The following is a 23,055-nucleotide window of genomic DNA, read 5'->3' on the forward strand; positions in this document are numbered from 1 at the left end:
CGGAATCCTGAAAATGAAATTGCAAGGTTCCGATGCCCGAAGCATCAAAACCCTGCAATCCTAAAACACCCCGCAACCACAAATGCGATTCCAGCTCAATCGCTTAGCCGCTCTTCACGGATGACTACGTACTCCTTCGGGACTTGACCTTACGCCGGTGTCCGGAAAACCAGTGCCGGATAACCTATGCTGGTCGATCCAACGACGCAGCTCCTTATCGGCCCCCATCGCCGTTCATTTCGCAAAGTGTCCAGCATCGTGCTCAAATAATCTGCCGCGAGCTCTACTGACGGAATTGGCGCACATAAGTCATTCTTGATCGCGTCATCGCCATAAGATGCTTCCACATGCGCAATCAAGGCCGCACTCAAACTGAGACGTCCCGGGCGCACCTGCTGGCGCGTGATCTCTTCCGCATCAAAGACCGAAACCGACGGGCGTTTCCTGAATGCTTTCGCGGTACAATCGACATAAAGGTCGTCCGGCGCCGCTTCGACCTTGCCTCTCTCGAGAACTATGGCGTCGCGTCGGTGGACCGAACACTTTGCTGTGGACACTACCGGGATGGCCGGGGCGCTTGCCGATCAACAAGGGCTTCCCGGTCTCTTGGGACCTCACCCGCGCCCACTCTTCAGCCTTGGCTATGGCCTCATCGCGGCCCGCAGCTTGAATGATGCTGCGAGCATAGGTGTTGTCGTTGTCGCAAATATCGACAAGCACAGCGTCACTTTCGTCGTTCATCGTCCCCGCGTGATAGCTAATTGGTAGCTACGCGACCTTTTGAACCAACCCGATTTAGGCTGAGAACATTGGTACAGTTGGGTGGGCTCGAACCACCGACCTCCTGTTCCACAGACAGGCGCTCTAACCAACTGAGCTACAACTGCATCCTGGCGAGCCGCGCCTTGGGACGCCCTGATTGGGCCGGTCACCGAGGGGGCTGGACGGGGCGGAAACTAGGTGCAACGGGGGTTTTTGGCAAGGCCGCAATGGGGTGAAAAACCGGCGGAAATCACCTTCGGTGCGAGGAAATCGGACGCGGTGGCGGGCGTCGAGGGTTGCGCCCCCCTCTCTCGCTTGCGGCAGGGCAGCGCATATGACGCTGGCGCTTAGGGCGCTGAAGCTTCCACATCGTCATGGCCGGGCTTGTCCCGGCATGACGACCTTCCCGGATTCCTACATGTGCAAGCAGGAGAGGTGAAAAAAACCCGGGCCTTTCGGCCCGGGTTTCTTAGCTCAAACCGGCCTCACCGCTCAGGCGGCGGGCTGGTAGAACTTCGAGGCGCTCGCCTTGATCGGCTCGGCGGTCTCGGCGGCGACGCGCTGGGTGAGCTCGACCAGCTCCTTGGCCTGGGACTGGAAGGTCTCGAGCTGCTTGCGGGCGTGGCCGGTCCACAGCTCCAAGGCTTCCGACGGCGACTTGGCGCCGAACAGCTGCTGGGCGAAGTCGAGCTGGGCGTTGGAGTTGGCCTTCATGAACTCGACCAGCTTGGCGGTGTACTCGCTCGCGCCTTTGCTGGCGCAGGTGAACACGGCCTCGACGGTGCCGTTGTGGGTTTCGGCGGCGTCCTTGAACTTGGCGTAGTTCTCGCGGGCCTGCGCCGCGCCCTTCTCGGCGAACGCACGCATCTGCTCAGGAACCTCGAACGGGATGATCGAGGCAGAAAACGGATCAGTCGCACCTGTCATGTTGGTCCCTCACGCAAATTGAAAAAGTGGAGTGAGCCTTCTGGCGCGCCCGCCGGCCCCGATTGTGGACCCTGGCATTGAGCGGGAACGTAAGACTGGAAACGCGAAACAAACGAGATGGCTCGCCCAGCGCCCAGCACTATGGCTGCCTATCATGTCAACATTGTGCATCGCAATCGTCCTGAGGATGCGTTGCGAAATTAATCTCGTAGAGGGTGAAGTTCCAAGGCGGGGGAACCGCGGGTTGAGGTAGTGCGGTGCCTGCTTGGCCGCCTTTTGCCCACCGTTGGGGAGGAGGGTCGGCTCGCTACGGGTCAGCCATGCGAGGCGCGGCGGGCTGATCTGTCCACATGAGGATCGCCTGCGGGGAGAGACTGTCACCCCACCTCGGTTCGCTCTCCGTTTCGCTGCATGCGAACCGATCCTCCCCCTCCAGGCCCTCCAGAGGAGGATGGGCAGCTGCGATGCCGCGTGAAGGCACATCTCTTGGCAAGCCAGCCTGAAGACGCGAATCCCTTGGCGAATCCCTTGGATGAAGCTGGCTGCGGCTTGCGGGTCTGGGCGCATTAAGGTTATCGCCGCTTGGGGGGCTCTTGCGGGCTTGCGGCCGTGGACCTGCCCGCGCCTTCCGGGCGATACTAACCCTTTCTTAAGGCTGCCATTCCCGGCGGCCGCCCTGATGCGTGAGCGACAGCCGGCCTTATGACGCGTTCGGATTTCCAGTTGCGAGGGGTAGGCGATCCGCGGCTGGCCGTGCATGCGACCTCTCCTTTGCCGGCCTGGCTGTGGTCGATCGACGGCGCGCGCGTGCTGTGGGCCAATCCAGTCGGCGCAAGACTGTTCGGCGCGGCGAATAGCGCAGGCCTTGCGGACAAGGTGTTCGGCCCGGCGGATAGCCATCGCCGTCAGGTTATCAGGCTCGCGCACCAGCTGCCGGCGAACGGCGCGGTGCGGCTCGAGCGGCTGCGCGGCTTCGGCGCCCGGCTCGGCACACTGATGACCTGCGCCTGCGCGCGGCTCGACTTCGCCGATGGCGGCCATGCCGTGCTCATCACCGCGATGGACCCGACGCTGCGCCCGATGCCGCTGGTGGAGCGGCTGCATCGCCTCGTTGCGGGCGCCAATGTGCCGATGGCGGCGTTCGCGCCGGATGGATTGTTCGTCGGAGCGAGCGAGGCAGCCCGCTCCCTGCTCGGCTTTCGCGATCTCTTTGAGGCCGGCCTCGATCGGGCCCGCAGCGATGCGCTGACAACCGGCCGCGCCGCGACGCCGATCGGGATCGGCCAGATGGTGCTGCAGCGGGTCGGCACCGGGGCCGATGTCGGGCTGGTCGCGCTGATCGAGCCCGGTGCCGCGCACAAGGCGCCCGCAGCGGTCGCGCCGGAGAACACGACGAATGCCGTCGCCGAAGCGCCGGTTGAATCCGCGCCGCGGGAGGCCGCGGTGACGGGCGAGCCGTCATCGCTGGAGGAGCCGGGCGGCATCGCATTGTTCGACGCCTTCGCGGAGCCGGTCGACGCAAACGAAACAGCCGAGCCGATGACGCCCGCGTCCGAACCGGCCGAAGCGGCCGTGGAGGCGCCGGTGCCCGACCAGAGGAGTGAGGCCGCGGCCAAAACTCCGGTTGAAAACCACTGCTCGGCCCTTGTGTCGGCGCAGGCTACGCCGATCACTGTCGGCATGGTCGAGCCGCCGTCGGGCCAAGGGGCCTCGGGCCAGCAAGAGCCGCCCGCACCGCGTCAGCATCCGCTGCGCTTCCTCTGGCAGTCGGATGCAGAGGGCCGCTTTGTGCTTCTCTCCGATGAATTCATCCGCCTGATCGGCGCGCGCACGGCCGCCGGCTTCGGCCGCCCCTGGCGCGAGATCGCCGAGCAATTCTCGCTCGATCCGGACGGGCGCGTGGCAAAGGCGCTCGAGAGCCACGACACCTGGGCCGGCATCACCGTGAGCTGGCCGGCCGATGGCGGCGAGCACATTCCGGTCGAGCTTGCGGGCCTGCCGGTCTACGATCGCGAGCACAACTTTGCGGGCTTCAAAGGATTCGGCGTCTGCCGCGATCTCGACGGCCTCAACCGGCTCGAGGCGCTCAGGCGCTTCGAGCCGCTCGGCGCGCCGCCGGCGCAGCAGGGCCGCTCCGCTGACGTCGTCGAACCTAAGCCCAAATCCGAAGCAGAGCCCGAAGCAGCGGCGGCGGCGCCGCCAGTCGAGCCACCCGAGCCGACAGCCGAGCCCGACCTGCCAGAGCCCACAAGCGACGCGACTTCACACCCAACCGATCTGGACACGCCCGTGGAAACGCCTCCCAATGTCGTGCCGTTCCGCCCGCCCGGAGATACGCGCGCCCCGACGCTGACGCCGGTCGAGAACAGCGCGTTCAACGAGCTCGCTCGGCAATTGTCCGAGCGGCTCGAACGCGAGCGCGAGACCATCGCGGCGGATACGGCCGAGCCGGCGGCGGAGATCTCGGCCGAACCGCCGGAGCCGCTGCAGGCTGCAGCCGAATGGCTGGCCGAGCCGGCACCGCCGGCGAGCGGCGCCAGCGCGCGCGACCGCATGCTGCTCGACCTCCTGCCGACGGGCATCCTGATCTATCGGCTCGACCGCCTGCTCTACGCCAATCCCGCCTTCCTCGCGCGCATGGGCTATGCCAGCCTGAACGCGCTGGAGGATGCAGGCGGACTTGACGCGCTCTATGTCGAGCCTGGCGTGTCATCGGCGAGCAGCACCTCGCAAGGCGGCACGCCGGTTGCGATCAGCGCGACGGTCGCGAACGGGCAAGCGCCGCTGGCGACGACAAATGCGCATCTGCACACGATCGACTGGGACGGCGAGAGCGCGCATGCGCTGATCTGCGCAGGGCCGCAGGCGGCCCCCATCACCGCGGCGGCTGCCGTCACAGAGACCCTGGTGGCCGACTCCGTTGTCGCGGACTCCTACGCGGCGGACGTGGAGCCCGCGGCCGGCGATGCCGATGCCGAGGATCTCGCCGCCATCCTCGACACCACCGCCGAGGGCATCGTCATGTTCGATGCCGAAGGCAACATCCACGCCTGCAACCGCAGCGCGGAAGCGTTGTTCGGCTATGACGGGCAAGCGCTGCTCGAGCAGAATTTGCTGACGCTGTTCGCGCCCGAGAGCCAGCAGATCGTCGCCGACTATCTGGGAAGCCTGAAGAGCCAGGACATCTCCAGCCTGCTCGACCACGGCCGCGAGGTGCTGGGACGCGAGAAGAAGGGCGGCGTGATTCCGCTCGCCATGATCATGGGCCGCACGCGGCCGGACGGGCCGAACTTCTTCGCCGTGTTCCGCGACCTCTCGCAGAGCAAGAAGGGCGAGAGCGAATTGATCCAGGCCCGCCGCCTCGTCGACGGCGCAGCCAATGCCAAGGCCGACATGCTGGCGCGGATCAGCCACGAGATCCGCACGCCGCTCAACGCCATCATCGGCTTTGCCGAGGTGATGATCTCCGAACGCTTCGGCGCGCTCGGCAACGAGCGCTATGGTGAATACATGAAGGACATCCGCGCTTCCGGCGAGCGCGTCATCACCATCATCGACGATTTGCTGGAGCTGTCGCGGATCGAGACCGGCAAGCTCGATCTCAATTTCGCCAACCTCAATCTCAACGACCTGGTCGAGGCCTGCGTCACGGTGATGCAGCCGCAGGCCAATCGCGAGCGCATCATCATCCGCACCTCGCTCGGGCATGCGCTGCCGCAGGTGAACGCGGACGCGCGCGCGATGCGGCAGATCACCATGAACCTGATCTCGAACTCGATCCGGCTTGCGACCGCCGGCGGCCAGGTCATCGTCTCGACGGCACTCACCGACCGCGGCGAGATCGCGCTGCGCATCCGCGACACCGGCCACGGCCTCACCGAGCGCGAGGTCGCCGCCGCAATGGAGCCGTTCCGCACCCCGCCGCCCGGCGATGCCGCCGACAATTCCGCGCTCAGCCTGTCGCTGACGAAAGCGCTGGTCGAAGCCAACCGCGCCCGCTTCAACATCAAGAGCGCCGGTCATGGCACGCTGATCGAGGTCGTGTTCGCACCGGCGCTGGCGAAGACTTAGAGCGTGTCGCGCCCCCCGGCCTCTCGCTTCAGGAGAGGTGAAGCAAAGCTCCTGCGCAGGAGCTGGTTCCAGAACCGGGCTCTGCTGCGATCACCTATCGCTTCGCGGGCGGACCACTCTTGTTGCCCGGCATGCCCTTGACGTTCGAAGGGTCCTGCTCCTGGACCGAAAGATTTGGGGAGGCCGATCCGACTGTTCCCTTCTGGGCGGGCGGACCGCTCTTGTTGCCGGGTGCTCCCGCGATGCCCGCGCCTGAATTCTGCGCGCTCGGGGACGTGGCAACACCACTGTCGGCACGGTTGCGATCGCCCGGCATGGTTGCGGCCGTGCCCGGCTTATCCTGCTCTCCGACATATCCCGAAGCGCCGGAGTTTTCCGTTTTGATGCCCTTGTCCGCCTCACTCTGCATGTTCGGGTTCGGCGTTGTCTGCTGCGCGATCGCCGGCGCCGCCAGGAGCGGGATCGTCGTCAGGATTGCTGCCATTGTTGAGCGCATGAGCGTTCTCCTCCATCTGCCCCGTCGCGCATAACGCGCGGCCAGCCAAAGATTTCCTGCGCTCGACGAATAAGGCTTCGGTTGCAGACCAGCTTTGCGGCACGGTGGTTCAAACAAAAGGGCACGGCACTTGCCGTGCCGTGCCCTTTTCGTGTTCCTTGCGACGATCTCAGTGATAGATCTCGAACAGGCCGGCGCCGCCCTGGCCGCCGCCGATGCACATCGTCACCACGCCCCACTTGGCCTTGCGGCGCGCGCCTTCCTGCAGCAGATGGCCGGTGAGACGGGCGCCGGTCATGCCGAAGGGATGGCCGATCGCGATCGAGCCGCCGTTGACGTTGTACTTGGCGGGATCGATCTCGAGCTTGTCGCGGCAATATAGGCACTGGCTGGCGAAGGCCTCGTTGAGCTCCCACAGATCGATGTCGTCGATCTTGAGGCCGGTACGCTTCAAGAGCTTCGGAATCGCGAACACCGGGCCGATGCCCATCTCGTCGGGCTCGCAGCCGGCGGTCGCCCAGGCGACGAAGCGGCCGAGCGGCTTGAGGCCGCGCTTCTCGGCATCCTTGGCTTCCATCAGCACCACGGCGGCGGCGCCGTCCGAGAGCTGGCTGGCATTGCCGGCGGTAACGTACTTGCCCGGGCCCTTCACCGGCTCGAGTTTTGCCAACCCTTCCATCGTGGTGTCGGGCCGGTTGCACTCGTCGCGATCGACGACGTAGTCGACGATGCTCTCGGCCTTGGTCTGCTTGTCGACGACCTTCATCTTGGTCTTCATCGGGACGATCTCGTCCTTGAACTTGCCGGCCTGCTGCGCCGCGGCCATGCGGCGCTGCGATTCCAGCGAGTACTCGTCCTGGTATTCGCGGCTGAGCTTGTAGCGCTCGGCGACGATGTCGGCGGTGTCGATCATCGCCATGAAGATGTCGGGAGCGACCTTGAGCAGCTCAGGATCGATCGATTCCTTCGGCGAGCCGCCGCCCGGGATCGAGATGCTTTCGACGCCGCCGGCGACGATGCAGTCGGCCCCGTCGGAGCGGATCGAGTTGGCCGCCATCGCGATGGTCTGCAGACCCGAGGAGCAGAAGCGGTTCACCGAGACGCCGGCGGTGGTCTTCGGCAAGCCCGCAAGCAGCGCCGCCTGGCGGCCGATGTTCGGCGCGCCATGGGCGCAATTGCCGAGATAGCAGTCCTCGACATAGTCCTTCTCGACGCCGGCGCGGCTCACAGCATGCTTGATGGCGTGGGCCGCGAGCGACATCGGCGGTGTGATGTTGAACCCGCCGCGGCCGGATTTGGCGAGACCCGTGCGCGCATAGGAAACGATGACGGCTTCACGCATTGTTTTCTCCCTTTTCGAACGATTTGGAACGGAGCATAGCTACGAGGCGTTCTGGGCGCCATTGGTACACAGTTCGGCAGGCGCGGGGAAAATAAAAACGCCGCCTCCAGTGAGGGAGGCGGCGTTGTTCCGTGGGTCGGAATATATGGTGACGGGCGTGATTAATCTGGCTCTGTCGACTTGCCCTGTCACCTCTCCCTACGGGAGAGGTGAAAATCAGAACGACAGCGCCTTGACCTGCTTGACCTGCGGCAGGGCCTGCACCTTGGCGAGCACGTCGGCCGGCACGGCGCCGTCGACCTCGACCAGCGCAATGGCATCGCTGCCGGGCGCGACGCGGCCGAGATGGAAGGTGGCGATGTTGATCTTGGCATCGCCGAGCAGGCTTGCGAACTTGCCGATGAAGCCCGGCTTGTCCTCGTTGGTGATGTAGATCATCGACTTGCCGAACTCGGCATCGACGCGGATGCCCTTGACGTCGACGAGGCGTGGCTTGCCGTCGTGATAGACGGTGCCGGAGACCGAGCGCTCCTGGCGTTCGGTCGCGACGGTCACGGTGATCAGGCTCTCATAGTCGCTCTGGGCGGCGCGCACGATCTCGTCCACCACCATGCCGCGCTCCTTGGCGACGACCGGCGCCGAGACGACGTTGACCTCGCCCAGCATCGGCCGCAACAGGCCCGACAGCACCGCGGAGGTGATCGCCTTGATCTTCATCTCGGCGACATGGCCCTCATAGGTGATCTCGACCTTGAGGATGCCGGTCTCGGTGAGCTGGCCGGCGAAGGAGCCGAGCTTCTCGGCAAGCGCGATGAACGGCTTCAGCTTCGGAGCTTCTTCGGCCGTGATCGAGGGAAAGTTGACGGCATTCGAGATCGCGCCGGTCAGGAGATAATCCGACATCTGCTCGGCAACCTGGAGCGCAACGTTCTCCTGGGCTTCGGTGGTGGACGCGCCGAGATGCGGCGTGCAGATCACATTGGGATGGCCGAACAGCACGTTCCTGGTAGCGGGCTCCTCGACGAAGACGTCGAAGGCGGCGCCGGCGATATGCTTGGAGTTGAGCGCATCGACCACCGCCTGCTCGTCGACGAGACCGCCACGGGCGCAGTTGATCAGGCGGACGCCCTTCTTCATCTTGGCGATCGCAGCCGCATCGATGATGTTCTTGGTCTTCTCGGTCAGCGGCGTGTGTAACGTGATGAAATCGGCGCGCTTCAAGAGGTCGTCGAGCTCGACCTTCTCGACGCCGATGTCCTTGGCGCGCTCCGGCGACAGGAACGGATCGAACGCGATCACCTTCATGCGCAGGCCGAGCGCGCGGTCGGCGACGATCGAACCGATGTTGCCGCAACCGACGACGCCGAGCACCTTGCCGGTGATTTCGACGCCCATGAAGCGGTTCTTCTCCCACTTGCCGGCCTGGGTCGAGGCGTCCGCCTGCGGGATCTCGCGAGCCAGCGCCAGCATCAGGGTGATGGCGTGCTCGGCGGTCGTGATCGAATTGCCGAACGGCGTGTTCATCACGATGATGCCCTTGGCCGTGGCGGCGGGGATCTCGACGTTGTCGACGCCGATGCCGGCGCGGCCGATCACCTTCAGCCTGGTCGCCTTCTCGATGATCTTGGCGGTCGCCTTGGTCGCGGAGCGGATCGCAAGCCCGTCGTAATTGCCGATGATCTCGGCGAGCTTGTCCTTGTCCTTGCCGAGATTGGGCTGGAAGTCGACCTCGACGCCGCGGTCCTTGAAGATCTGCACGGCAGCGGGCGAGAGCGCGTCGGAAATGAGAACTTTGGGTATGGTCATGGGGATGATCCGTGGTGCGTGCTGCATTTACGGAATGTCATCCGCGGGCTCGACCCGCGGATCCATCATCGATTGATGGATGGCCGGGTCAAGCCCGGCCATGACGAAGATGGTTTGGTCAAGCCGCCTTTGCGAGCTGTGCCTTGGTCTCGGCAAAGGCCCAGTCGATCCACTGCGTCAGCAGCTCGACGTCCTTCGCCTCCACCGTGGCGCCGCACCAGATGCGCAGGCCCGCCGGCGCATCGCGGTAATAGGCGAAGTCGTAGCCGGCGCCTTCCTTCTCGACCAGCGCCACCAGCTTCTTGCAGAAGTCGGCCTGCGCGTCCGCCGGAAGCGAGGTGATCGCGGGATCGGTGAACTTCAGGCACACCGAGGTGTTGGAGCGGATCGCAGCGTCCTTGGCCAGGAAGTCGATCCACGGCGTCTTCGCCTTCCAGTCGGCGAGCACCTTGGTGTTGGCGTCGGCACGCGCGATCAGCGCCTTGAGGCCGCCGATCGACTTGGCCCAGTTCAGCGCGTCGAGATAATCCTCGACGCAGAGCATCGACGGCGTGTTGATGGTCTCGCCGACGAAGATGCCTTCGTTGAGCTTGCCGCTCTTGGTCAGGCGGAAGATTTTTGGCAGCGGCCAGGCCGGCTTGTAGGTCTCCAGCCTCTCAACGGCACGCGGCGAGAGGATCAGCATGCCGTGCGCGGCTTCGCCGCCGAGCGCCTTCTGCCAGGAGAAGGTAACGACGTCGAGCTTGGACCAGTCGAGAGCTTGCGCAAACGCAGCCGAGGTCGCGTCGCAGATGGTCAGGCCTTCGCGGCTCGCGCTGATCCAGTCGGCGTTCGGCACGCGCACGCCCGAGGTGGTGCCGTTCCAGGTGAAGACGACGTCGCTCTTGGGATCGACCTTGGAGAGATCAGGGATCTCGCCATAGCCCGCGTTGAGCTTGGTGACGTCCTTCAGCTTCAATTCCTTGACGATGTCGCTGACCCAGCCCTCGCCGAAGGATTCCCAGGCGAGCGTGGTGACGGGCCGCGCACCCAGCAGCGACCACAGCGCCATCTCGACCGCGCCGGTATCGGAGGCCGGCACGATGCCGATGCGGTAATCGGCGGGAACCTCGAGCACCTCGCGCGTCAGGTCGATGGCTAGCTTGAGCTTGGTCTTGCCGATCTTCGCGCGATGCGAGCGACCGAGCGCTGCGTCGTTGAGATTTTGGGCATTCCAGCCGGGGCGCTTGGCGCAGGGGCCGGAGGAGAAATGCGGCACAGTCGGCCGCGAAGCGGGCTTCGCTACAGTCATGATCTACCCTTCCAGATAGTAAGCCTCCCGTTGGGGGGAGGTGTCCCGCCGCGGCTGATACGGGAAACGTGAAGGGCAGTCAAGGAAGTTCCGGGGCCTCACGCGCCGGTGATGGCGTCTCGGGCACGGTATTTGGGGATTCCACCACGGCCAGCGCATTCAGCATGTCCGTGGCATCGCTGATCAATTGCGCGGCCCTGCGACGGCTGCCGACCTTCAAAATGCATTTGTCATTGGCCTGCACGACGTAGTCGTTGCCGACCTTGATCATTGAATAGCTTGTCATCGAAATCCGCGAACCGACCGAGTTCGGTGTCAGAGGCTGCCGTAGCACCGTTCGTTCCCATGGGAACGTGAACGACCGCCGGGTAGTTTATCAGCTCTTAAGATGAACGAATGCGAGGCTCGATTTCGCTGATCGCACAGCGCTCGCGTCGCGCTGCCTCAAAAGCGGACAGTCATGCCGACGTGACTGGCGGTGAATCCCAGCCGTTTGTAGAAGCGCTGCGCATCGATTCGCGTCTGATGCGTGAGCAGTTCGACCAGATTGCAGCCGCGCGCCTTTGCTTCCGTCACCGCCCATTGCACCAGCTGCTCGCCGATGCCGCGGCTGCGACAATCGGAGGCAACGCGAACGTCCTCGAGCAGGCCGCGCACGCCGCCTTGCGAGCTGATGCCCGGCAGGATCGCGAGTTGCAGGCAGCCGACCACCCTGCCCGCGCTCTCGGCAACCACGAGCGTCAGATTCGGATCGCGCTCGACGCGCGCGAATGCGTCGTAATAGGCGGCGGGCAACGGATTCTCCACGCGCTCGCGCGCGCGGCCGAGATGATCGTCGGCGAGCATCGCCACGATCGCGGCGACGTCCTCGCGGCGCGCGGGACGGATGCAGACGGCTTCGTCGTTCATGTCAGGCAACTCCGGATTCAGCGCACCGGCGAAAGGCCGAGAAACGCTTCGACTTCGCCGATCCAGCGGCGGACGGACGCATGACGGCCAAGATCGAAGCCGCCTTCATGCGCGAGGCGGGTATAGGCGAGCAGCGACACGTCGGCGAGCGAAACCTCATTGCCGGCGAACAAGCGGCTGGTGGAGAGATGCTGCTCCATGCGGTCCAGCGCCGCATAGCCGCGCTTGACCTTTTCAGGATCGAGCTCGGCGACGTCCTTGCCGAGATAGACGATGAGGAAACGGCACACCGCGATATAGGGCTCGTGGCTGTACTGTTCCCAGAACAGCCATTCGTCCATCTTCGCCGCAGCGAAGGGATCACGCGGAATGAGGACGCTGTCGCGGGCGAGATAGCGGATGATGGCGTTGGACTGTGCCAGCGTGCGGCCGTCGTCGAATGCGACGGTCGGCACCTGGCCGGCGCCGTTCATCTTCAGGAATTGCGGCGTGCGCGTCTCGCCCTTGCTCGTGTCGACCTCGATCCACTGGTAGGGCAGCGCGAGCTTGTCGCAGACCCACTTCACCTTCAGACAATTGCCGGAATTGCTATCGCCGTAGATCTTCATCGCTGCCGCCCCGCTATTGAGCGACAGAGCATCAGGACGAAGCGGCCGTGTCAACGACTACGACCGCCGGTCTAGAACTTGTAGCCGGCGCCCAAACGAAAATTGTTCAAGTTGACCGAGATATTCTTGGCGTTCGAGAACCCGACGTGTTCCCATTCGCCGCGCAGGATCACACAGTCGAGCAGCGCGTATTCGATGCCGATGCCCCCCGTCCAGCCATAGATGAAACTGTTCACGCGCCGCTCGGACTGCGTCATCAAAAAGGGGCCAGCGGTCGTGCGGCTCGCGGCGCCGGTGGTCGGGTCCGTAAAGTCGTCGTATTTCAGATACGACACTGTCGCAAACCTCGACACATCAGCACGTCCGATCGCAAGGCCGCCGAACGCATAAGGCATGAAGTCTCCACCGGACCATCCAACCCGACCTCGGAAGGTCACATAGTCCTTGAGCTGCAACGCAGCGCCGCCGCCGAGCGTCGTGTTGTAAGTATAGGTGTGATTCGGTGGCGCGGCTTCGCCGGGGATCAACCGCGTCATGGAATCGCTCGCCGTGCTCGCGAGATTGTTCATGTAACTGTAGTTCGCTTCAACGCCCATCACGGCGTCGTAGTATTGCCAATTCCGGCCGACAAAGGCACCGAATCCCGTCGTCTGGACGTGATTCTTCGGTAGCAGCGACCATCCGCCAACGGGAGCCTGCAGGATGCTGTCGCGCAACACGAAATCCGTCATCGATTTCGGAGCCCGGCTGAAGTCGATCTCGGTCGTGGCAAAGCCGAACTGACCACCGACGTAAAAGCCATCCCAATTGACGGAGGACTTCGACAGGCCGTCGGTGAAACCGCCGCGCAGGATCGGCAGGTCCGGCATGTCGGCCGCGTGCGCGGCAGACACCATCCCCAACATCGCCGCTGCCAACAAAAGCCTGCGCATCGCAACGCTCCAAATCGGACTCGAACTTTCGCTGATGATCATGGCTCGTTAACCTTAACCAATGGTTGCGTCCGGCGATTTCGCCGCGGTCGAGCCATGAAAAATCCGCAAAGCAAGACGGCGCGGGATGATCCCGCGCCGTTAAGAGACGTTAAGCGATGAGGCTGCCGCTCAGCCCTTGGTGACCAGCGGCGCATGGTAGACCGGCGCCGGCTGATCGAGATTCCAGCGCACGCCGAGCATCAGATCGTGCGAAGTGATGTCCTTGACTGTAAAGGCGCTGCCGTTCACCACGGTGACGCCGTCGAAAGAGCGAGTGGGCCCAGTCACTGCGTCGCCCAGATTGATGTAGCGATAGGCGAGATCAAGCGTCACGTTTGGCGTAACCTTGTAGGCAAGGCCGGCGTGCACGGCCCAGGCTAGATTCCATTTGCCGGAATCGCCCGCATAGGTGACGCTGCTGCTCTGAACGCCGCCCGTCGAGATCACGCCGTCATCGCGGAAGCCGCTGAGACGATTATACGCGCCGCCGAGACCGGCACCGACATAGGGCGTGACGCACCACCAGGTACCGAGATCGACATAGGCGTTGGCCATGACGACCCATTCCGACTTGCTCCCGGAGTAATTGTCGACAAAGAACTGGTTATTGGCAGCGGCATAGGCTGAGTTCGCTGGGACGTTCTGCGAACCGTGAAGGTTCGCCTTGCCACGATATTCACCAGTGAGATCGGCACGGAACCAGTTGTTGAACTGATAACCAACACCGAGCTTGTAGAGCGGAGAGCTGTCGAAGCCGAAGCCGTTGTTCTGCAGCGAGCCGGGGAAGTTGGTGTTCACTCTGTCGATGCTCGCGCTGTGCAGGCTCTTCATGCTCTGGTTGGTCATGCCGATGTCGCCGCGCAGATACCAGCCGCCGAAATCGGCGGGCGGAGCCGGCGGCGCGTACATGGGAGGGGGCGCGGCGATCGGCATATCGGCGGCGAACGCCATCGACGAGATCAGGGTTGCCGCACCCGCGGCAAGGAGAGACTTAACGCTACGCATTGGCTTCGTCCTTATTGGCCGGTGAGGCAAAATGCAGAGGCCCCACGTTCTGGAAACTCACGACGCGGACGATGGCAGCAAATGCTTAAGCGCCACTTAACCCTAATTTTTAAGGTTGATTTTTTCTCTACCCACACGCGCGCGTCGCGCGAGCGTTGCAAGAATGCCGCGCCAAATGCGACGCCCTCGCCGCATTCCCTAACGATGTGTGAAGCCGCAAAGCGGCAAGAGAGGATGCGTTAACGTAGCGGCCGCGGCAGTTTCGGCAGGAACACGGCGAGCAGCCCGATCGCCGGCAAATAGGCGCAGACGTGGTAGACGAACTCGATCGAGGTGTGGTCGGCGAGCTTGCCGAGCACGGCCGCGCCGAGGCCCCCGATGCCGAAGGCGACACCGAAGAACACGCCGGAGATCATGCCGAAGCGGTGCGGCACCAGCTCCTGCGCGAACACGATGATCGAGGACGTCGTCGAGGAGATGATCAGGCCGATGGCGACACTGAGCACGGCGCTGGCACCGAGCCCGGCATAAGGCAGCGCCAGCGTGAAAGGCAGCGCACCGAGGATCGAGATCCAGATCACGATCTTGCGGCCGAAGCGGTCGCCCAAGGGACCACCGAGAAACGCACCGACGGCGTTCGCTGCAAGAAAAACGAAGAGATAGATCTGGGCTGCCTGCGTCGACACGCCGAAACGGTCGATCAGGTAGAAGATGTAATAGCTAGACAGGCTCGAGACGTAGAGCTGCTTGGAGAACAACAGCGCGACCAGCACCAGCAGTGCCACGGCGACACGGCGTGAGCTCGGCCCGCCGGGCTGGGTATGGACGGGCGCAGCCTTCTTCGTCGTGATCTGCGGCGCGTACCAGCGGCCGATGCGCCAGAGGATGAGGATCGCGAGGAACGCGATCGAGGAGAACCAGGCGATGCTGCCCTGCCCGAACGGCACCACGATCAGTGCCGCCAGCACCGGCCCCATCGAGGTGCCGAAGCTGCCGCCGAGCTGGAACACCGATTGCGCAAAGCCGTAGCGGCCGCCGGAAGCGAGCCGCGCAATGCGTGCGGATTCGGGGTGAAACACTGCCGAGCCGAGGCCGACCAGTGCAGCGGCGAGGAGAATGACGAGATATTGGTGCGCGGTGCTGAGCAGCAAGAGGCCGAAGAACGTCGAGGCCATGCCGATCGCCAGCGAATAGGGCTGCGCCTTCTTGTCGGTGTAGTGCCCGACCACCGGCTGCAGCAGCGAGGCCGTGAACTGGAAGGCCAGCGTGATCATGCCGATCTGCGCGAAGTCGAGCGCGTAGGTGTCCTTCAGGATCGGATACACCGAAGCGATCAGCGACTGCATGGTGTCGTTGAGGAAGTGCGAGACGCTGATGCCGGCGAGCACGATGTAGGCCGGCCCTGCGGCTGCCTTGGCGGCGGGCGCGACGTCGCTGACGACGATGGGCTCGGTCAGCGTTTCCTCTGAGACGACGACAGGCTTGTTCAAGGCAGCATCCCGGCGCGGCAGATTGCCGCGAGGAACTGATTACGATGCAGGCGGCGGGGGAACCAGCGCCAATCGCAAATGGCTGGGATGCGCGGGTATCCCCCACTCTCTGGCTCCCTCGCCCCGTCCTTCACGGGGGCCTTCACGGGGAGAGGGTGGGGTGAGGGGCTGTCTCCGCACGTCCGGTCCGAACGAGACGGGGAGACCGCGCGCGTCGCTTGCGCGCCGGATAGAGATTCAGTGCGGCGACAGCCTGCCACGCCCCTCACCCGGATCGCATCGCGATGCGATCCGACCTCTCCCCCGCGGAAGAGCGGGGAGAGGTTGAGCAATCAGGCCGCAGCCTGTCCCAGCGCCAAGACGATGGTGTCGACGACGTCCTCGACCAGAATGCGGTCCTCGCCCTCGCCCATGACGCGGATCACGGGCTCGGTGCCGGAGGAGCGGATCAAGAGACGGCCGTGGCCGTTGAGGCGCTTCTCGCCGTCGGAGATCGCCGACTTGACGTCGGAATCGTCGAGCGGCTTGCCGCCCTTGTGACGAACGTTCTTGAGAATCTGCGGCAGCGGATCGAAGCGGTGACAGACCTCGGACACGGGCCGGCGCAGCTTCTGCACCACGGCCAGCACCTGCAGGGCCGCAACGAAACCGTCGCCGGTGGTGGCGTAGTCGGACAGGATGATGTGGCCGGACTGCTCGCCGCCGAGATTGTAGCCGCCGCTCAGCATCTGCTCGAGCACGTAGCGGTCGCCGACCGGCGTGCGCACGAGCTCGAGCCCCTGCCCGTTCAGGAAGCGCTCGAGGCCGAGATTTGACATCACGGTGGCGACGATGCCCGGCCGCGACAGCCGGCCGTCTTCCTTCCAGCTCTGCGCGATCACCGCGAGCAGCTGGTCACCGTCGACGATGTGGCCGCGCTCGTCGACCAGGATGACGCGATCGGCGTCGCCGTCGAGCGCGATGCCGATGTCGGCGCGCATCTCGCGCACCTTCTTCGACAGCGCCTCCGGCGAGGTCGAGCCGCATTCCTTGTTGATGTTGAAGCCGTCGGGCTCGACGCCGATCGGCACCACGTCGGCACCCAGCTCCCACAGCGCTTCGGGCACCACCTTGTAGGCCGCGCCATTGGCGCAATCGATCACGACGCGCAAGCCGTCCAGCGACAGATCGCGCGGCAGCGTGCGCTTGGCGAATTCGATGTAGCGGTCGTGCACGCCGTCGATACGGCGCGCGCGGCCGAGGCTCGCGCTCTGCGCCAGCCGCTTGTCGAGGGATTCGTCGAGCAACTGCTCGATCTGCCGCTCGACATCATCGGAGAGCTTGAAGCCCTGCGGCCCGAACAGCTTGATGCCGTTATCCTCGAACAGATTGTGCGAGGCCGAAATCATCACGCCGAGATCGGCGCGCATCGACTTGGTCAGCATCGCGACCGCCGGCGTCGGCATCGGGCCGACCAGCAGCACGTCCATGCCGACCGAGGTGAAGCCTGCGACCATCGCGTATTCGATCATGTAGCCGGACAGACGGGTGTCCTTGCCGATCACGACCCGGTGGCGGTGGTCGCCGCGCTGAAACGCAAGGCCTGCGGCCTGGCCGACCTTGAGCGCGAGCTCCGGCGTGATCAGTCCGTTGGCGCGGCCCCGGATCCCGTCGGTCCCGAAATATTTGCGGCTCATATCGTCCCCCAAGGCAACAACCAGGGAATCCCCTTTACAACCACGGGCTGCCCGACCGGGCCCCGCATCCCCTGATGTGCTGGGGGTCTTATAATGCCATGGTAGCTAACTTGGCTTCAAAAAATATGATCAATCGTTACGGAACCGGGCGCGGCAACGCCTCAATAACGCTTTGTTAACATTATATTTCATACTGGAACGCCGCGCCAGCTGGAACCCGCGCTACCCGGCGCGCTTCACATGGCCGTCCTCGCGGCTCGGCGCCGGCTGGGTGACATTGACCGGGTCGGAGCCCGGAAAGGTCTCTTCCAGTCCCTCTTCCAGCGCCTCCTCGAGATCATGCTTCTCCTTGATCTCTTCCGGCGAGGGTCCAGCGTGCGGCCGCTTCATGGCGCCCTCCTTGAAAACGTGCTGCAAACGATTTGGCTGTGCATCCAACCATGCTAGATGACCCCGAAATGTTCCGATGCAAGAACTTCCACGTCAGACGGGCCGGGGAAACGACATGAAGCACATCACCTGTATCGACGATCTTCGCACGCTGCATCAGCGCCGCGTGCCGAAGGCGTTCTTCGACTATTGCGACCGCGGCTCCTATGCCGAGGAAACGCTGCGCGCCAATCGCGAGGACATGCAGGCGATCAAGTTCCGCCAGCGCATCCTCGTCGACGTCTCCAAGCGCGACACCTCGACCACGATCCTCGGCGAGCCCTCGACCATGCCGCTGATTCTCGCGCCGGTCGGCCTGCTCGGCATGCAGCACGGCGACGGCGAGATCCATGCCTGCCGTGCCGCCCAGGCCGCCGGTATCCCGTTCACGCAGTCGACGATGTCGATCTGCTCGATCGAGGACATCGCCGCCAATGTCGAGAAGCCGTTCTGGTTCCAGCTCTACGTGATGAAGGACCGCGGCTTCATCAAGGAGCTGATCCAGCGCGCGATGGCCGCCAAGTGCAGCGCGCTGGTGCTCACCGTCGACCTGCAGGTGATCGGCCAGCGCCATGCCGACATCAAGAACGGCATGACGGTGCCGCCCGAGTGGTCGCTGTCGAAGCTCCTGGACTTCGCCAGCAAGCCGGCCTGGGTCTCCGGCGTGCTGCGGGGCAAGCGCCGCACCTTCGGCAACATCGCAGGTCACGTGAAGAACACCGAGGATCTCAACCGACTCGCCGAGTGGACCGCCTCGCAGTTCGATACCTCCTTGAACTGGAAGGACGTCGAGTGGGTCCGCAGCATCTGGCCAGGCAAGCTCATCATCAAGGGCATATTGGACGTCGAGGATGCCGAGGAAGCCGCCAAGACCGGCGCGCAGGCGCTCGTCGTCTCCAATCATGGCGGCCGCCAGCTCGATGGCGCCCCGTCCTCGATCGAGGTGCTGCCCGAGATCGCCGACGCGGTCGGTGACAAGATGGAGATCATGTTCGACGGCGGCATTCGCTCCGGCCAGGACGTGATGCGCGCGCTGGCGCTCGGCGCAAAGTCCTGCATGATCGGCCGCGCCTATGCCTATGGCTTAGGTGCCGGCGGCCAGGCCGGCGTCGCCAAGGCGATCGAGATCATCCAGAAGGAGCTGCTCACGACGATGGGCCTGTGCGGCGTCAACCGGATCGACGAGATCGATGATCATGTCATTGCGGTGTGAGACGCCTGGCGAGACGCTGCCACATTGATAACTGTCGTCCCGGACAAGCGCAGCTTCAGATAACGCGCAGCGTTAGCTGGAGCGGAGCGCTGATCCGGGACGACAGCGGAGATTGTGGAGGCAACTGCGCGCTACACCACCCGCCCTCACATCGGCGGCGTCAGGCCGTCGCGGCCGACGCTGACGCGGTTGGTCTCGAACGAGCCGTCCGGCAATTGCTTCATGAAGGCGATGACCTTGGCGCCGGCCTTCAGGTCGGATTTGTCGCCGGGCACGAATGTCACCACCGTCGTGTTGTCGGCGACGAACACCTTCTTCTCGCCGTCCTTGTACTTGACCAGCAGCGTGTGACCGTCATTGCCGACGACGCTCTCGGCCACCGTCGCATTGGTCATGCTGGAGTTGGGCTTGAGGTCCCACGGCCGAGAGCCCTCGCCGGTGCCGCGCATGCTTTCCGGAAACACGTGCACCTCGACGGCGTTCTGGCTGCCGTCCGGTCCCGGCACGGTGGTCGCCCCGATGAACGAACCCGGCTTGATGTCGGCGAGTGAAATCCTGGTGATCCCCGACACGTTCACGTCGGAGGCGAGGTGAAGCTTGACCTCCTCGCCGCTGCGCGACTTGACCTGCATGGTGTCGCCATTGACGCTTTCGATGGTGCCGCGCACGCGCGTCGGCACCGGCGCCTTCTGGGCGAAGGCGCAGTAGGTCGAGACGGCCACCATCGCGACGGCGATCAGCGGACGTGTGAAAGTTGCACGTTGAACAGGCATGATGGTCTCCGATTGTCCCCACGGATGGAGAACTCCGAAGAGCCGCGCCCTATTCTCTCAAGACTTCGTGAGATCGGCCTCGACCAACGCGCGCAGCTCGGCCGTGACCTCAGGCCGGCGGCCGAACCACAGTTCGAAGCCGCGCACCGCCTGATGCAGCAGCATGCCGAGCCCGTCGGCGGTTTTCAGGCCTCGCGCCCTCGCTGCGGCGAGCAGCGGCGTCACCAGGGGAACATAGACGAGGTCGGCGACGACCGCCGCTTGCGGCAGCCGTGCGACATCGACATCGAGTGAAGGCTGCCCGTGCATGCCGAGCGATGTCGTGTTCACGAGAAGTTTTGCCTGCGGCAGCACGTCGCCGATCGCGTCCCACGTCACGGGATGCACGTTCGGTCCGAACTGCTTTGCCAGCGTCTCGGCCCGCGCGACGGTGCGATTGGCGACATGCACGCACTTGACGCCGCGTTCGAGCAGGCCGAACACGACCGCGCGCGCGGAGCCGCCGGCACCCAGCACCAGCGCTTCCTCAGCCGCATCCCAGCCGGAGGCGCTGGCGTCGAGATTGTTGACGAAGCCTTCAACGTCGGTGTTGGTCGCGCGCAGCTCGCCATCCGCGAACCACAGCGTGTTGGCGGCGCCGACCGCCTTGGCGCGCGCATCGGGCGTCGACAGCGCCAGCACGGCTTCCTTGTGCGGGATGGTGACGTTGGCACCGACGAAGCCGCGCAGCAACAGCCGCAGCACGAAATCGCGCAGGTCCTCGGGCGGAACCGCTTCGATGACATAGCCGCCCTCGATTTCGAGCGTGCGCAGCCAGTAATGATGAATCAGCGGCGAGCGCGAATGCGCCGCCGGCCATCCGATCAGACAGGCTGCGGGAGTTCTTGGCGCGGTCATCTTTCCCTCGGGTCGTTTCCGAGGCGATCCATTTCGCGTCGCGCCCGCGCTGTCAAGCGCGCGCCGTCAGCTCGCAGCGGCGGCTCGGCCCTTGATGTCGGCGATGGCACGCTCGAGGCTCTGGCGATAGCGCGCGCGCGGCGGGCTCACGCCATGGGTGAGCAGCGCGCGCCGGACCGCGGGCGAGGCCCCCGTGATGAACAGCCTGATGCCCTGGCGGTGCGCCTTGGCCGCGACCCGGCCGAGCACGTTGGCCGCGGTCGAATCCAGGAACGGCACCGCGGCGAAGTCGACCACGAAGGCCTTGCGCCGGTCGGCGATGTCGTCGAGCACGCCGCCGATCGCCGAGGCTGCGCCGAAGAAGAACGCGCCGGTGATGCGATACACCAGCACGTCGCGGTCGATCGCAAGCGCGGGGTCGTAGGGCACGCGCGCACCGTTGCTGTCATCGGCCCGATCGGCGGCCACCAGCGGCGTGCGCTCCTCGATGCCCGTCATCTCGGCCATGCGGTGGATGAACAGCACCGCGCCGAGCGCGAAGCCGACCAGGATGCCTTCGGTGAGATCGCGGAAGATCGTGAGCAGGAAGGTCGCGAGCAGCACCACGGCATCGCCCCACGACGAGCGCAAGAGCGTGGCGAACTCCTGCTTCTCCGCCATGGTCCAGGCCACCACGACCAGCACCGAGGCGAGCGCGGCCAGCGGAATGTAGCTCGCCAGCGGCGCCGCGATCAGCATGAACAGCAGCAGGAACACCGAATGCAGCATGCCCGCGAGCGGCCCGCGCGCGCCGGCGCGGATGTTGGTGGCGGTACGTGCGATCAGGCCGGTGACGCAGATGCCGCCGAACAGCGCCGAGCCGATATTGGCCGCGCCTTGCGCCACCAGCTCGCAATTGGACCGGTGACGGCGGCCGGTCATGCCGTCAGCCACCACCGCCGACAGCAGCGATTCGATGGCCGCCAGCAGCGCGAAGGCGATCGCATCCGGCAGCACGGCCCGTGCCTTCTCCAACGAGAACGCCGGCAGCACTGGGGAGGGCAGCTCGCGCGGAATGCCGCCGAAGCGCGAGCCGATGGTCTCGACCGGGAGCGACAGCATGCCGCTTGCGACCGCCGCAAACACGACCGCGATCAGAATGCCGGGCCAGGACGGCCGCCAGCGGCGCAAGCCGGCGATGATGGCGATGCTGACGATGGCGACTGCGACGGCGGACGGATTGATGGTGTTGAGGCCGCGGGCGAGCGCGAGGAGTTTCGGCACGAACTCGCTGGGCTCCCTTCCCGCGAGCGCGATTCCTGAGAGATCGCGGAGCTGGCTGGCGAAGATGATCACGGCGATGCCGGCGGTGAAGCCGACCGTCACCGGATAGGGAATGAACTTGATGTAGGTGCCGACCCGCAACAGGCCCGCGGCGATCAGAAACAGGCCCGCCATCGTGGTCGCGAGGATGACACCGTCGACGCCGTGACGCTCTGCGGTCGCTGCGACCAAGACGATGAACGCACCGGCAGGTCCGCCGATCTGGAACCGGCTGCCGCCGAGCAGGGAAGCGATGAAGCCGCCGGCCACAGCCGTGTAGAGGCCGCGGTCCGGCGTCACGCCCGAAGCGATCGCAATCGCCATCGACAGTGGCAGCGCAACGATCGCAACCGTCAGGCCGGCAAAGACGTCGGCGCGGAAATCGGCGAGACCGTAGCCTTCACGCCAGACGGTGACGAGCTTCGGCAGATACAGTTCGGCAAAGGTCGGCTGATGCAGCTGGTGCAGCCGGCTCGCCTGATCACTTGTGATGGTCATTGCCCCACAATGCTCCGGTGCATCGTGCCGCGCGCGTGCGACGACGATGCGCTAGTTCATTCTGCCCGGGCACGATCACCGTAGCGATCATGCTCAGATGCGGCGCGGCGGCCCCGGCTCCTTGAGGCGAACGCCACGCCCGCCGCTGTCGCTGCGGGCCTGCTCGCCGATCAGTTCGACGCCGGCCCGGTCGAACGCCTCGACCACCTTGATCAGGGTCTCGACCACGCCACGAACATTGCCGGTAGAGGCCTCCATCCGCTGGATGGTCGGCAGCGAAACGCCGGCAAGCTCGGCCAGGGTTTTCTGGTCAATGCCGAGCAGCGCGCGGGCCGCCCGCATCTGGAACGACGTGATCACCTTGGCCTCACGTATTGGAACTTATAAATGATGTTCAGAACATATACAATGATGTAAAATACATCATTCTTGGATAAGCGCAAGGAGCTCGCGCGTCCTCCGTCATTGCTGTCGATGTTCAATAATTCGCTGATTGGATCGCGGTGGTCTTGGAAGCGGCGAAAGCCTTGGGAGTTTGTCCTGCCAAGGCCTGATGGGGTCTGTGGTTGTTGTAGTAGACGAGGTA

At 64.6% G+C, this 23,055-nt stretch carries 20 protein-coding genes and 1 tRNA gene; 2 read left to right on the plus strand and 19 right to left on the minus strand.

Translation table 11 applies throughout. The features are described 5' to 3' along the window. Positions 1 to 417: 417 nt before the first annotated feature. From EAV90_RS36435 to EAV90_RS36445, 3 genes are all read right to left on the minus strand, one after another. Positions 418 to 741 (minus strand): hypothetical protein, encoded by a 324-nt coding sequence (locus EAV90_RS36435; RefSeq protein WP_129146192.1) that lies wholly within the window; start codon positions 739 to 741, stop codon positions 418 to 420. 69 nt (positions 742 to 810) lie between these two features. Further along, positions 811 to 887: transfer RNA gene (locus EAV90_RS36440), tRNA-His, on the minus strand. Between the two features lie 367 nt (positions 888 to 1,254). After that, positions 1,255 to 1,689 carry a phasin gene (locus tag EAV90_RS36445; RefSeq protein WP_122401052.1) on the minus strand — a complete coding sequence of 145 codons (435 nt, stop codon included), beginning with the start codon at positions 1,687 to 1,689 and terminating at the stop codon, positions 1,255 to 1,257. Between the two features lie 702 nt (positions 1,690 to 2,391). On the opposite strand from EAV90_RS36445, the gene EAV90_RS36450 reads away from it, so the two are divergent. Next, the gene (locus tag EAV90_RS36450) at positions 2,392 to 5,760 is read left to right on the plus strand and encodes a PAS domain-containing sensor histidine kinase (protein WP_129146193.1); all 3,369 of its coding nucleotides are present in this window, start codon (positions 2,392 to 2,394) and stop codon (positions 5,758 to 5,760) included. Between the two features lie 94 nt (positions 5,761 to 5,854). Here EAV90_RS36450 and EAV90_RS40990 read toward each other — a convergent pair whose 3' ends face one another. From EAV90_RS40990 to EAV90_RS39910, 12 genes are all read right to left on the minus strand, one after another. Further along, positions 5,855 to 6,076, minus strand: coding sequence for a hypothetical protein (locus tag EAV90_RS40990; RefSeq protein ID WP_376707306.1), 222 nt, complete (start codon positions 6,074 to 6,076; stop codon positions 5,855 to 5,857). 349 nt (positions 6,077 to 6,425) lie between these two features. Next, positions 6,426 to 7,598, minus strand: coding sequence for a thiolase family protein (locus EAV90_RS36460; protein ID WP_122401049.1), 1,173 nt, complete (start codon positions 7,596 to 7,598; stop codon positions 6,426 to 6,428). A 216-nt stretch (positions 7,599 to 7,814) separates the two neighbouring features. Continuing rightward, the gene (gene serA / locus EAV90_RS36465) at positions 7,815 to 9,404 is read right to left on the minus strand and encodes a phosphoglycerate dehydrogenase (RefSeq protein WP_122401048.1); all 1,590 of its coding nucleotides are present in this window, start codon (positions 9,402 to 9,404) and stop codon (positions 7,815 to 7,817) included. A 118-nt stretch (positions 9,405 to 9,522) separates the two neighbouring features. After that, positions 9,523 to 10,695, minus strand: coding sequence for a phosphoserine transaminase (locus EAV90_RS36470; protein ID WP_129146194.1), 1,173 nt, complete (start codon positions 10,693 to 10,695; stop codon positions 9,523 to 9,525). A gap of 79 nt (positions 10,696 to 10,774) precedes the next feature. Further along, entirely contained in the window at positions 10,775 to 10,966 is a 192-nt protein-coding gene (locus EAV90_RS36475) for a hypothetical protein (protein WP_244607864.1), read from the minus strand. Positions 10,967 to 11,139: 173 nt separating this feature from the next. Beyond that, on the minus strand, positions 11,140 to 11,604 hold the full coding sequence (locus tag EAV90_RS36480; protein ID WP_122401045.1) for a GNAT family N-acetyltransferase: 465 nt from the start codon (positions 11,602 to 11,604) through the stop codon (positions 11,140 to 11,142). A gap of 17 nt (positions 11,605 to 11,621) precedes the next feature. Further along, entirely contained in the window at positions 11,622 to 12,212 is a 591-nt protein-coding gene (locus tag EAV90_RS36485; RefSeq protein ID WP_122401044.1) for a glutathione S-transferase family protein, read from the minus strand. Between the two features lie 71 nt (positions 12,213 to 12,283). After that, positions 12,284 to 13,186, minus strand: a complete 903-nt coding sequence (locus EAV90_RS36490) for an outer membrane protein (protein ID WP_244607863.1) — start codon at positions 13,184 to 13,186, stop codon at positions 12,284 to 12,286. A gap of 129 nt (positions 13,187 to 13,315) precedes the next feature. After that, complete coding sequence (locus EAV90_RS36495) at positions 13,316 to 14,191, minus strand: outer membrane protein (protein WP_122401043.1); 876 nt, start codon at positions 14,189 to 14,191, stop codon at positions 13,316 to 13,318. A gap of 239 nt (positions 14,192 to 14,430) precedes the next feature. Next, positions 14,431 to 15,681 (minus strand): MFS transporter, encoded by a 1,251-nt coding sequence (locus EAV90_RS36500; RefSeq protein ID WP_162500128.1) that lies wholly within the window; start codon positions 15,679 to 15,681, stop codon positions 14,431 to 14,433. Positions 15,682 to 16,013: 332 nt separating this feature from the next. Then, positions 16,014 to 17,357, minus strand: a complete 1,344-nt coding sequence (gene glmM / locus EAV90_RS36505) for a phosphoglucosamine mutase (protein WP_122401041.1) — start codon at positions 17,355 to 17,357, stop codon at positions 16,014 to 16,016. 222 nt (positions 17,358 to 17,579) lie between these two features. Further along, positions 17,580 to 17,747 carry a hypothetical protein gene (locus EAV90_RS39910; RefSeq protein ID WP_164937260.1) on the minus strand — a complete coding sequence of 56 codons (168 nt, stop codon included), beginning with the start codon at positions 17,745 to 17,747 and terminating at the stop codon, positions 17,580 to 17,582. A 115-nt stretch (positions 17,748 to 17,862) separates the two neighbouring features. Here EAV90_RS39910 and EAV90_RS36510 point away from each other — a divergent pair, with 115 nt between their 5' ends. Further along, the gene (locus EAV90_RS36510) at positions 17,863 to 18,999 is read left to right on the plus strand and encodes an alpha-hydroxy acid oxidase (RefSeq protein WP_122401039.1); all 1,137 of its coding nucleotides are present in this window, start codon (positions 17,863 to 17,865) and stop codon (positions 18,997 to 18,999) included. 146 nt (positions 19,000 to 19,145) lie between these two features. Here the strand turns inward: EAV90_RS36510 and EAV90_RS36515 are convergent, their stop codons facing one another. The 4 genes from EAV90_RS36515 to EAV90_RS36530 all read right to left on the minus strand — a co-directional run bounded on the left by EAV90_RS36515 (position 19,146) and on the right by EAV90_RS36530 (position 22,829). Then, positions 19,146 to 19,772: a hypothetical protein gene (locus tag EAV90_RS36515; RefSeq protein WP_122401038.1), complete on the minus strand. Its 627-nt coding sequence runs from the start codon at positions 19,770 to 19,772 to the stop codon at positions 19,146 to 19,148. 57 nt (positions 19,773 to 19,829) lie between these two features. After that, complete coding sequence (locus EAV90_RS36520) at positions 19,830 to 20,669, minus strand: shikimate dehydrogenase (protein ID WP_122401037.1); 840 nt, start codon at positions 20,667 to 20,669, stop codon at positions 19,830 to 19,832. 66 nt (positions 20,670 to 20,735) lie between these two features. Continuing rightward, the gene (locus EAV90_RS36525) at positions 20,736 to 22,469 is read right to left on the minus strand and encodes a SulP family inorganic anion transporter (protein ID WP_129146195.1); all 1,734 of its coding nucleotides are present in this window, start codon (positions 22,467 to 22,469) and stop codon (positions 20,736 to 20,738) included. Positions 22,470 to 22,562: 93 nt separating this feature from the next. After that, the gene (locus tag EAV90_RS36530) at positions 22,563 to 22,829 is read right to left on the minus strand and encodes a helix-turn-helix domain-containing protein (RefSeq protein ID WP_129146196.1); all 267 of its coding nucleotides are present in this window, start codon (positions 22,827 to 22,829) and stop codon (positions 22,563 to 22,565) included. Positions 22,830 to 23,055 lie beyond the last annotated feature (226 nt).

The sequence above is a fragment of the Bradyrhizobium vignae genome (assembly GCF_004114425.1).
In the GTDB taxonomy this organism is placed as follows: Bacteria; Pseudomonadota; Alphaproteobacteria; order Rhizobiales; family Xanthobacteraceae; genus Bradyrhizobium; species Bradyrhizobium vignae.

What these genes read in the sequence shown, in the direction of transcription:
- EAV90_RS36435 (WP_129146192.1), bottom strand. Translation starts at nt 741, where the DNA reads ATGAACGACGAAAGTGACGCTGTGCTTGTCGATATTTGCGACAACGAC.
- EAV90_RS36445 (WP_122401052.1), bottom strand. Translation starts at nt 1,689, where the DNA reads ATGACAGGTGCGACTGATCCGTTTTCTGCCTCGATCATCCCGTTCGAG.
- EAV90_RS36450 (WP_129146193.1), top strand. Translation starts at nt 2,392, where the DNA reads ATGACGCGTTCGGATTTCCAGTTGCGAGGGGTAGGCGATCCGCGGCTG.
- EAV90_RS40990 (WP_376707306.1), bottom strand. Translation starts at nt 6,076, where the DNA reads ATGCCGGGCGATCGCAACCGTGCCGACAGTGGTGTTGCCACGTCCCCG.
- EAV90_RS36460 (WP_122401049.1), bottom strand. Translation starts at nt 7,598, where the DNA reads ATGCGTGAAGCCGTCATCGTTTCCTATGCGCGCACGGGTCTCGCCAAA.
- serA (WP_122401048.1), bottom strand. Translation starts at nt 9,404, where the DNA reads ATGACCATACCCAAAGTTCTCATTTCCGACGCGCTCTCGCCCGCTGCC.
- EAV90_RS36470 (WP_129146194.1), bottom strand. Translation starts at nt 10,695, where the DNA reads ATGACTGTAGCGAAGCCCGCTTCGCGGCCGACTGTGCCGCATTTCTCC.
- EAV90_RS36475 (WP_244607864.1), bottom strand. Translation starts at nt 10,966, where the DNA reads ATGATCAAGGTCGGCAACGACTACGTCGTGCAGGCCAATGACAAATGC.
- EAV90_RS36480 (WP_122401045.1), bottom strand. Translation starts at nt 11,604, where the DNA reads ATGAACGACGAAGCCGTCTGCATCCGTCCCGCGCGCCGCGAGGACGTC.
- EAV90_RS36485 (WP_122401044.1), bottom strand. Translation starts at nt 12,212, where the DNA reads ATGAAGATCTACGGCGATAGCAATTCCGGCAATTGTCTGAAGGTGAAG.
- EAV90_RS36490 (WP_244607863.1), bottom strand. Translation starts at nt 13,186, where the DNA reads ATGATCATCAGCGAAAGTTCGAGTCCGATTTGGAGCGTTGCGATGCGC.
- EAV90_RS36495 (WP_122401043.1), bottom strand. Translation starts at nt 14,191, where the DNA reads ATGCGTAGCGTTAAGTCTCTCCTTGCCGCGGGTGCGGCAACCCTGATC.
- glmM (WP_122401041.1), bottom strand. Translation starts at nt 17,357, where the DNA reads ATGAGCCGCAAATATTTCGGGACCGACGGGATCCGGGGCCGCGCCAAC.
- EAV90_RS39910 (WP_164937260.1), bottom strand. Translation starts at nt 17,747, where the DNA reads ATGAAGCGGCCGCACGCTGGACCCTCGCCGGAAGAGATCAAGGAGAAG.
- EAV90_RS36510 (WP_122401039.1), top strand. Translation starts at nt 17,863, where the DNA reads ATGAAGCACATCACCTGTATCGACGATCTTCGCACGCTGCATCAGCGC.
- EAV90_RS36515 (WP_122401038.1), bottom strand. Translation starts at nt 19,772, where the DNA reads ATGCCTGTTCAACGTGCAACTTTCACACGTCCGCTGATCGCCGTCGCG.
- EAV90_RS36520 (WP_122401037.1), bottom strand. Translation starts at nt 20,669, where the DNA reads ATGACCGCGCCAAGAACTCCCGCAGCCTGTCTGATCGGATGGCCGGCG.
- EAV90_RS36525 (WP_129146195.1), bottom strand. Translation starts at nt 22,469, where the DNA reads ATGACCATCACAAGTGATCAGGCGAGCCGGCTGCACCAGCTGCATCAG.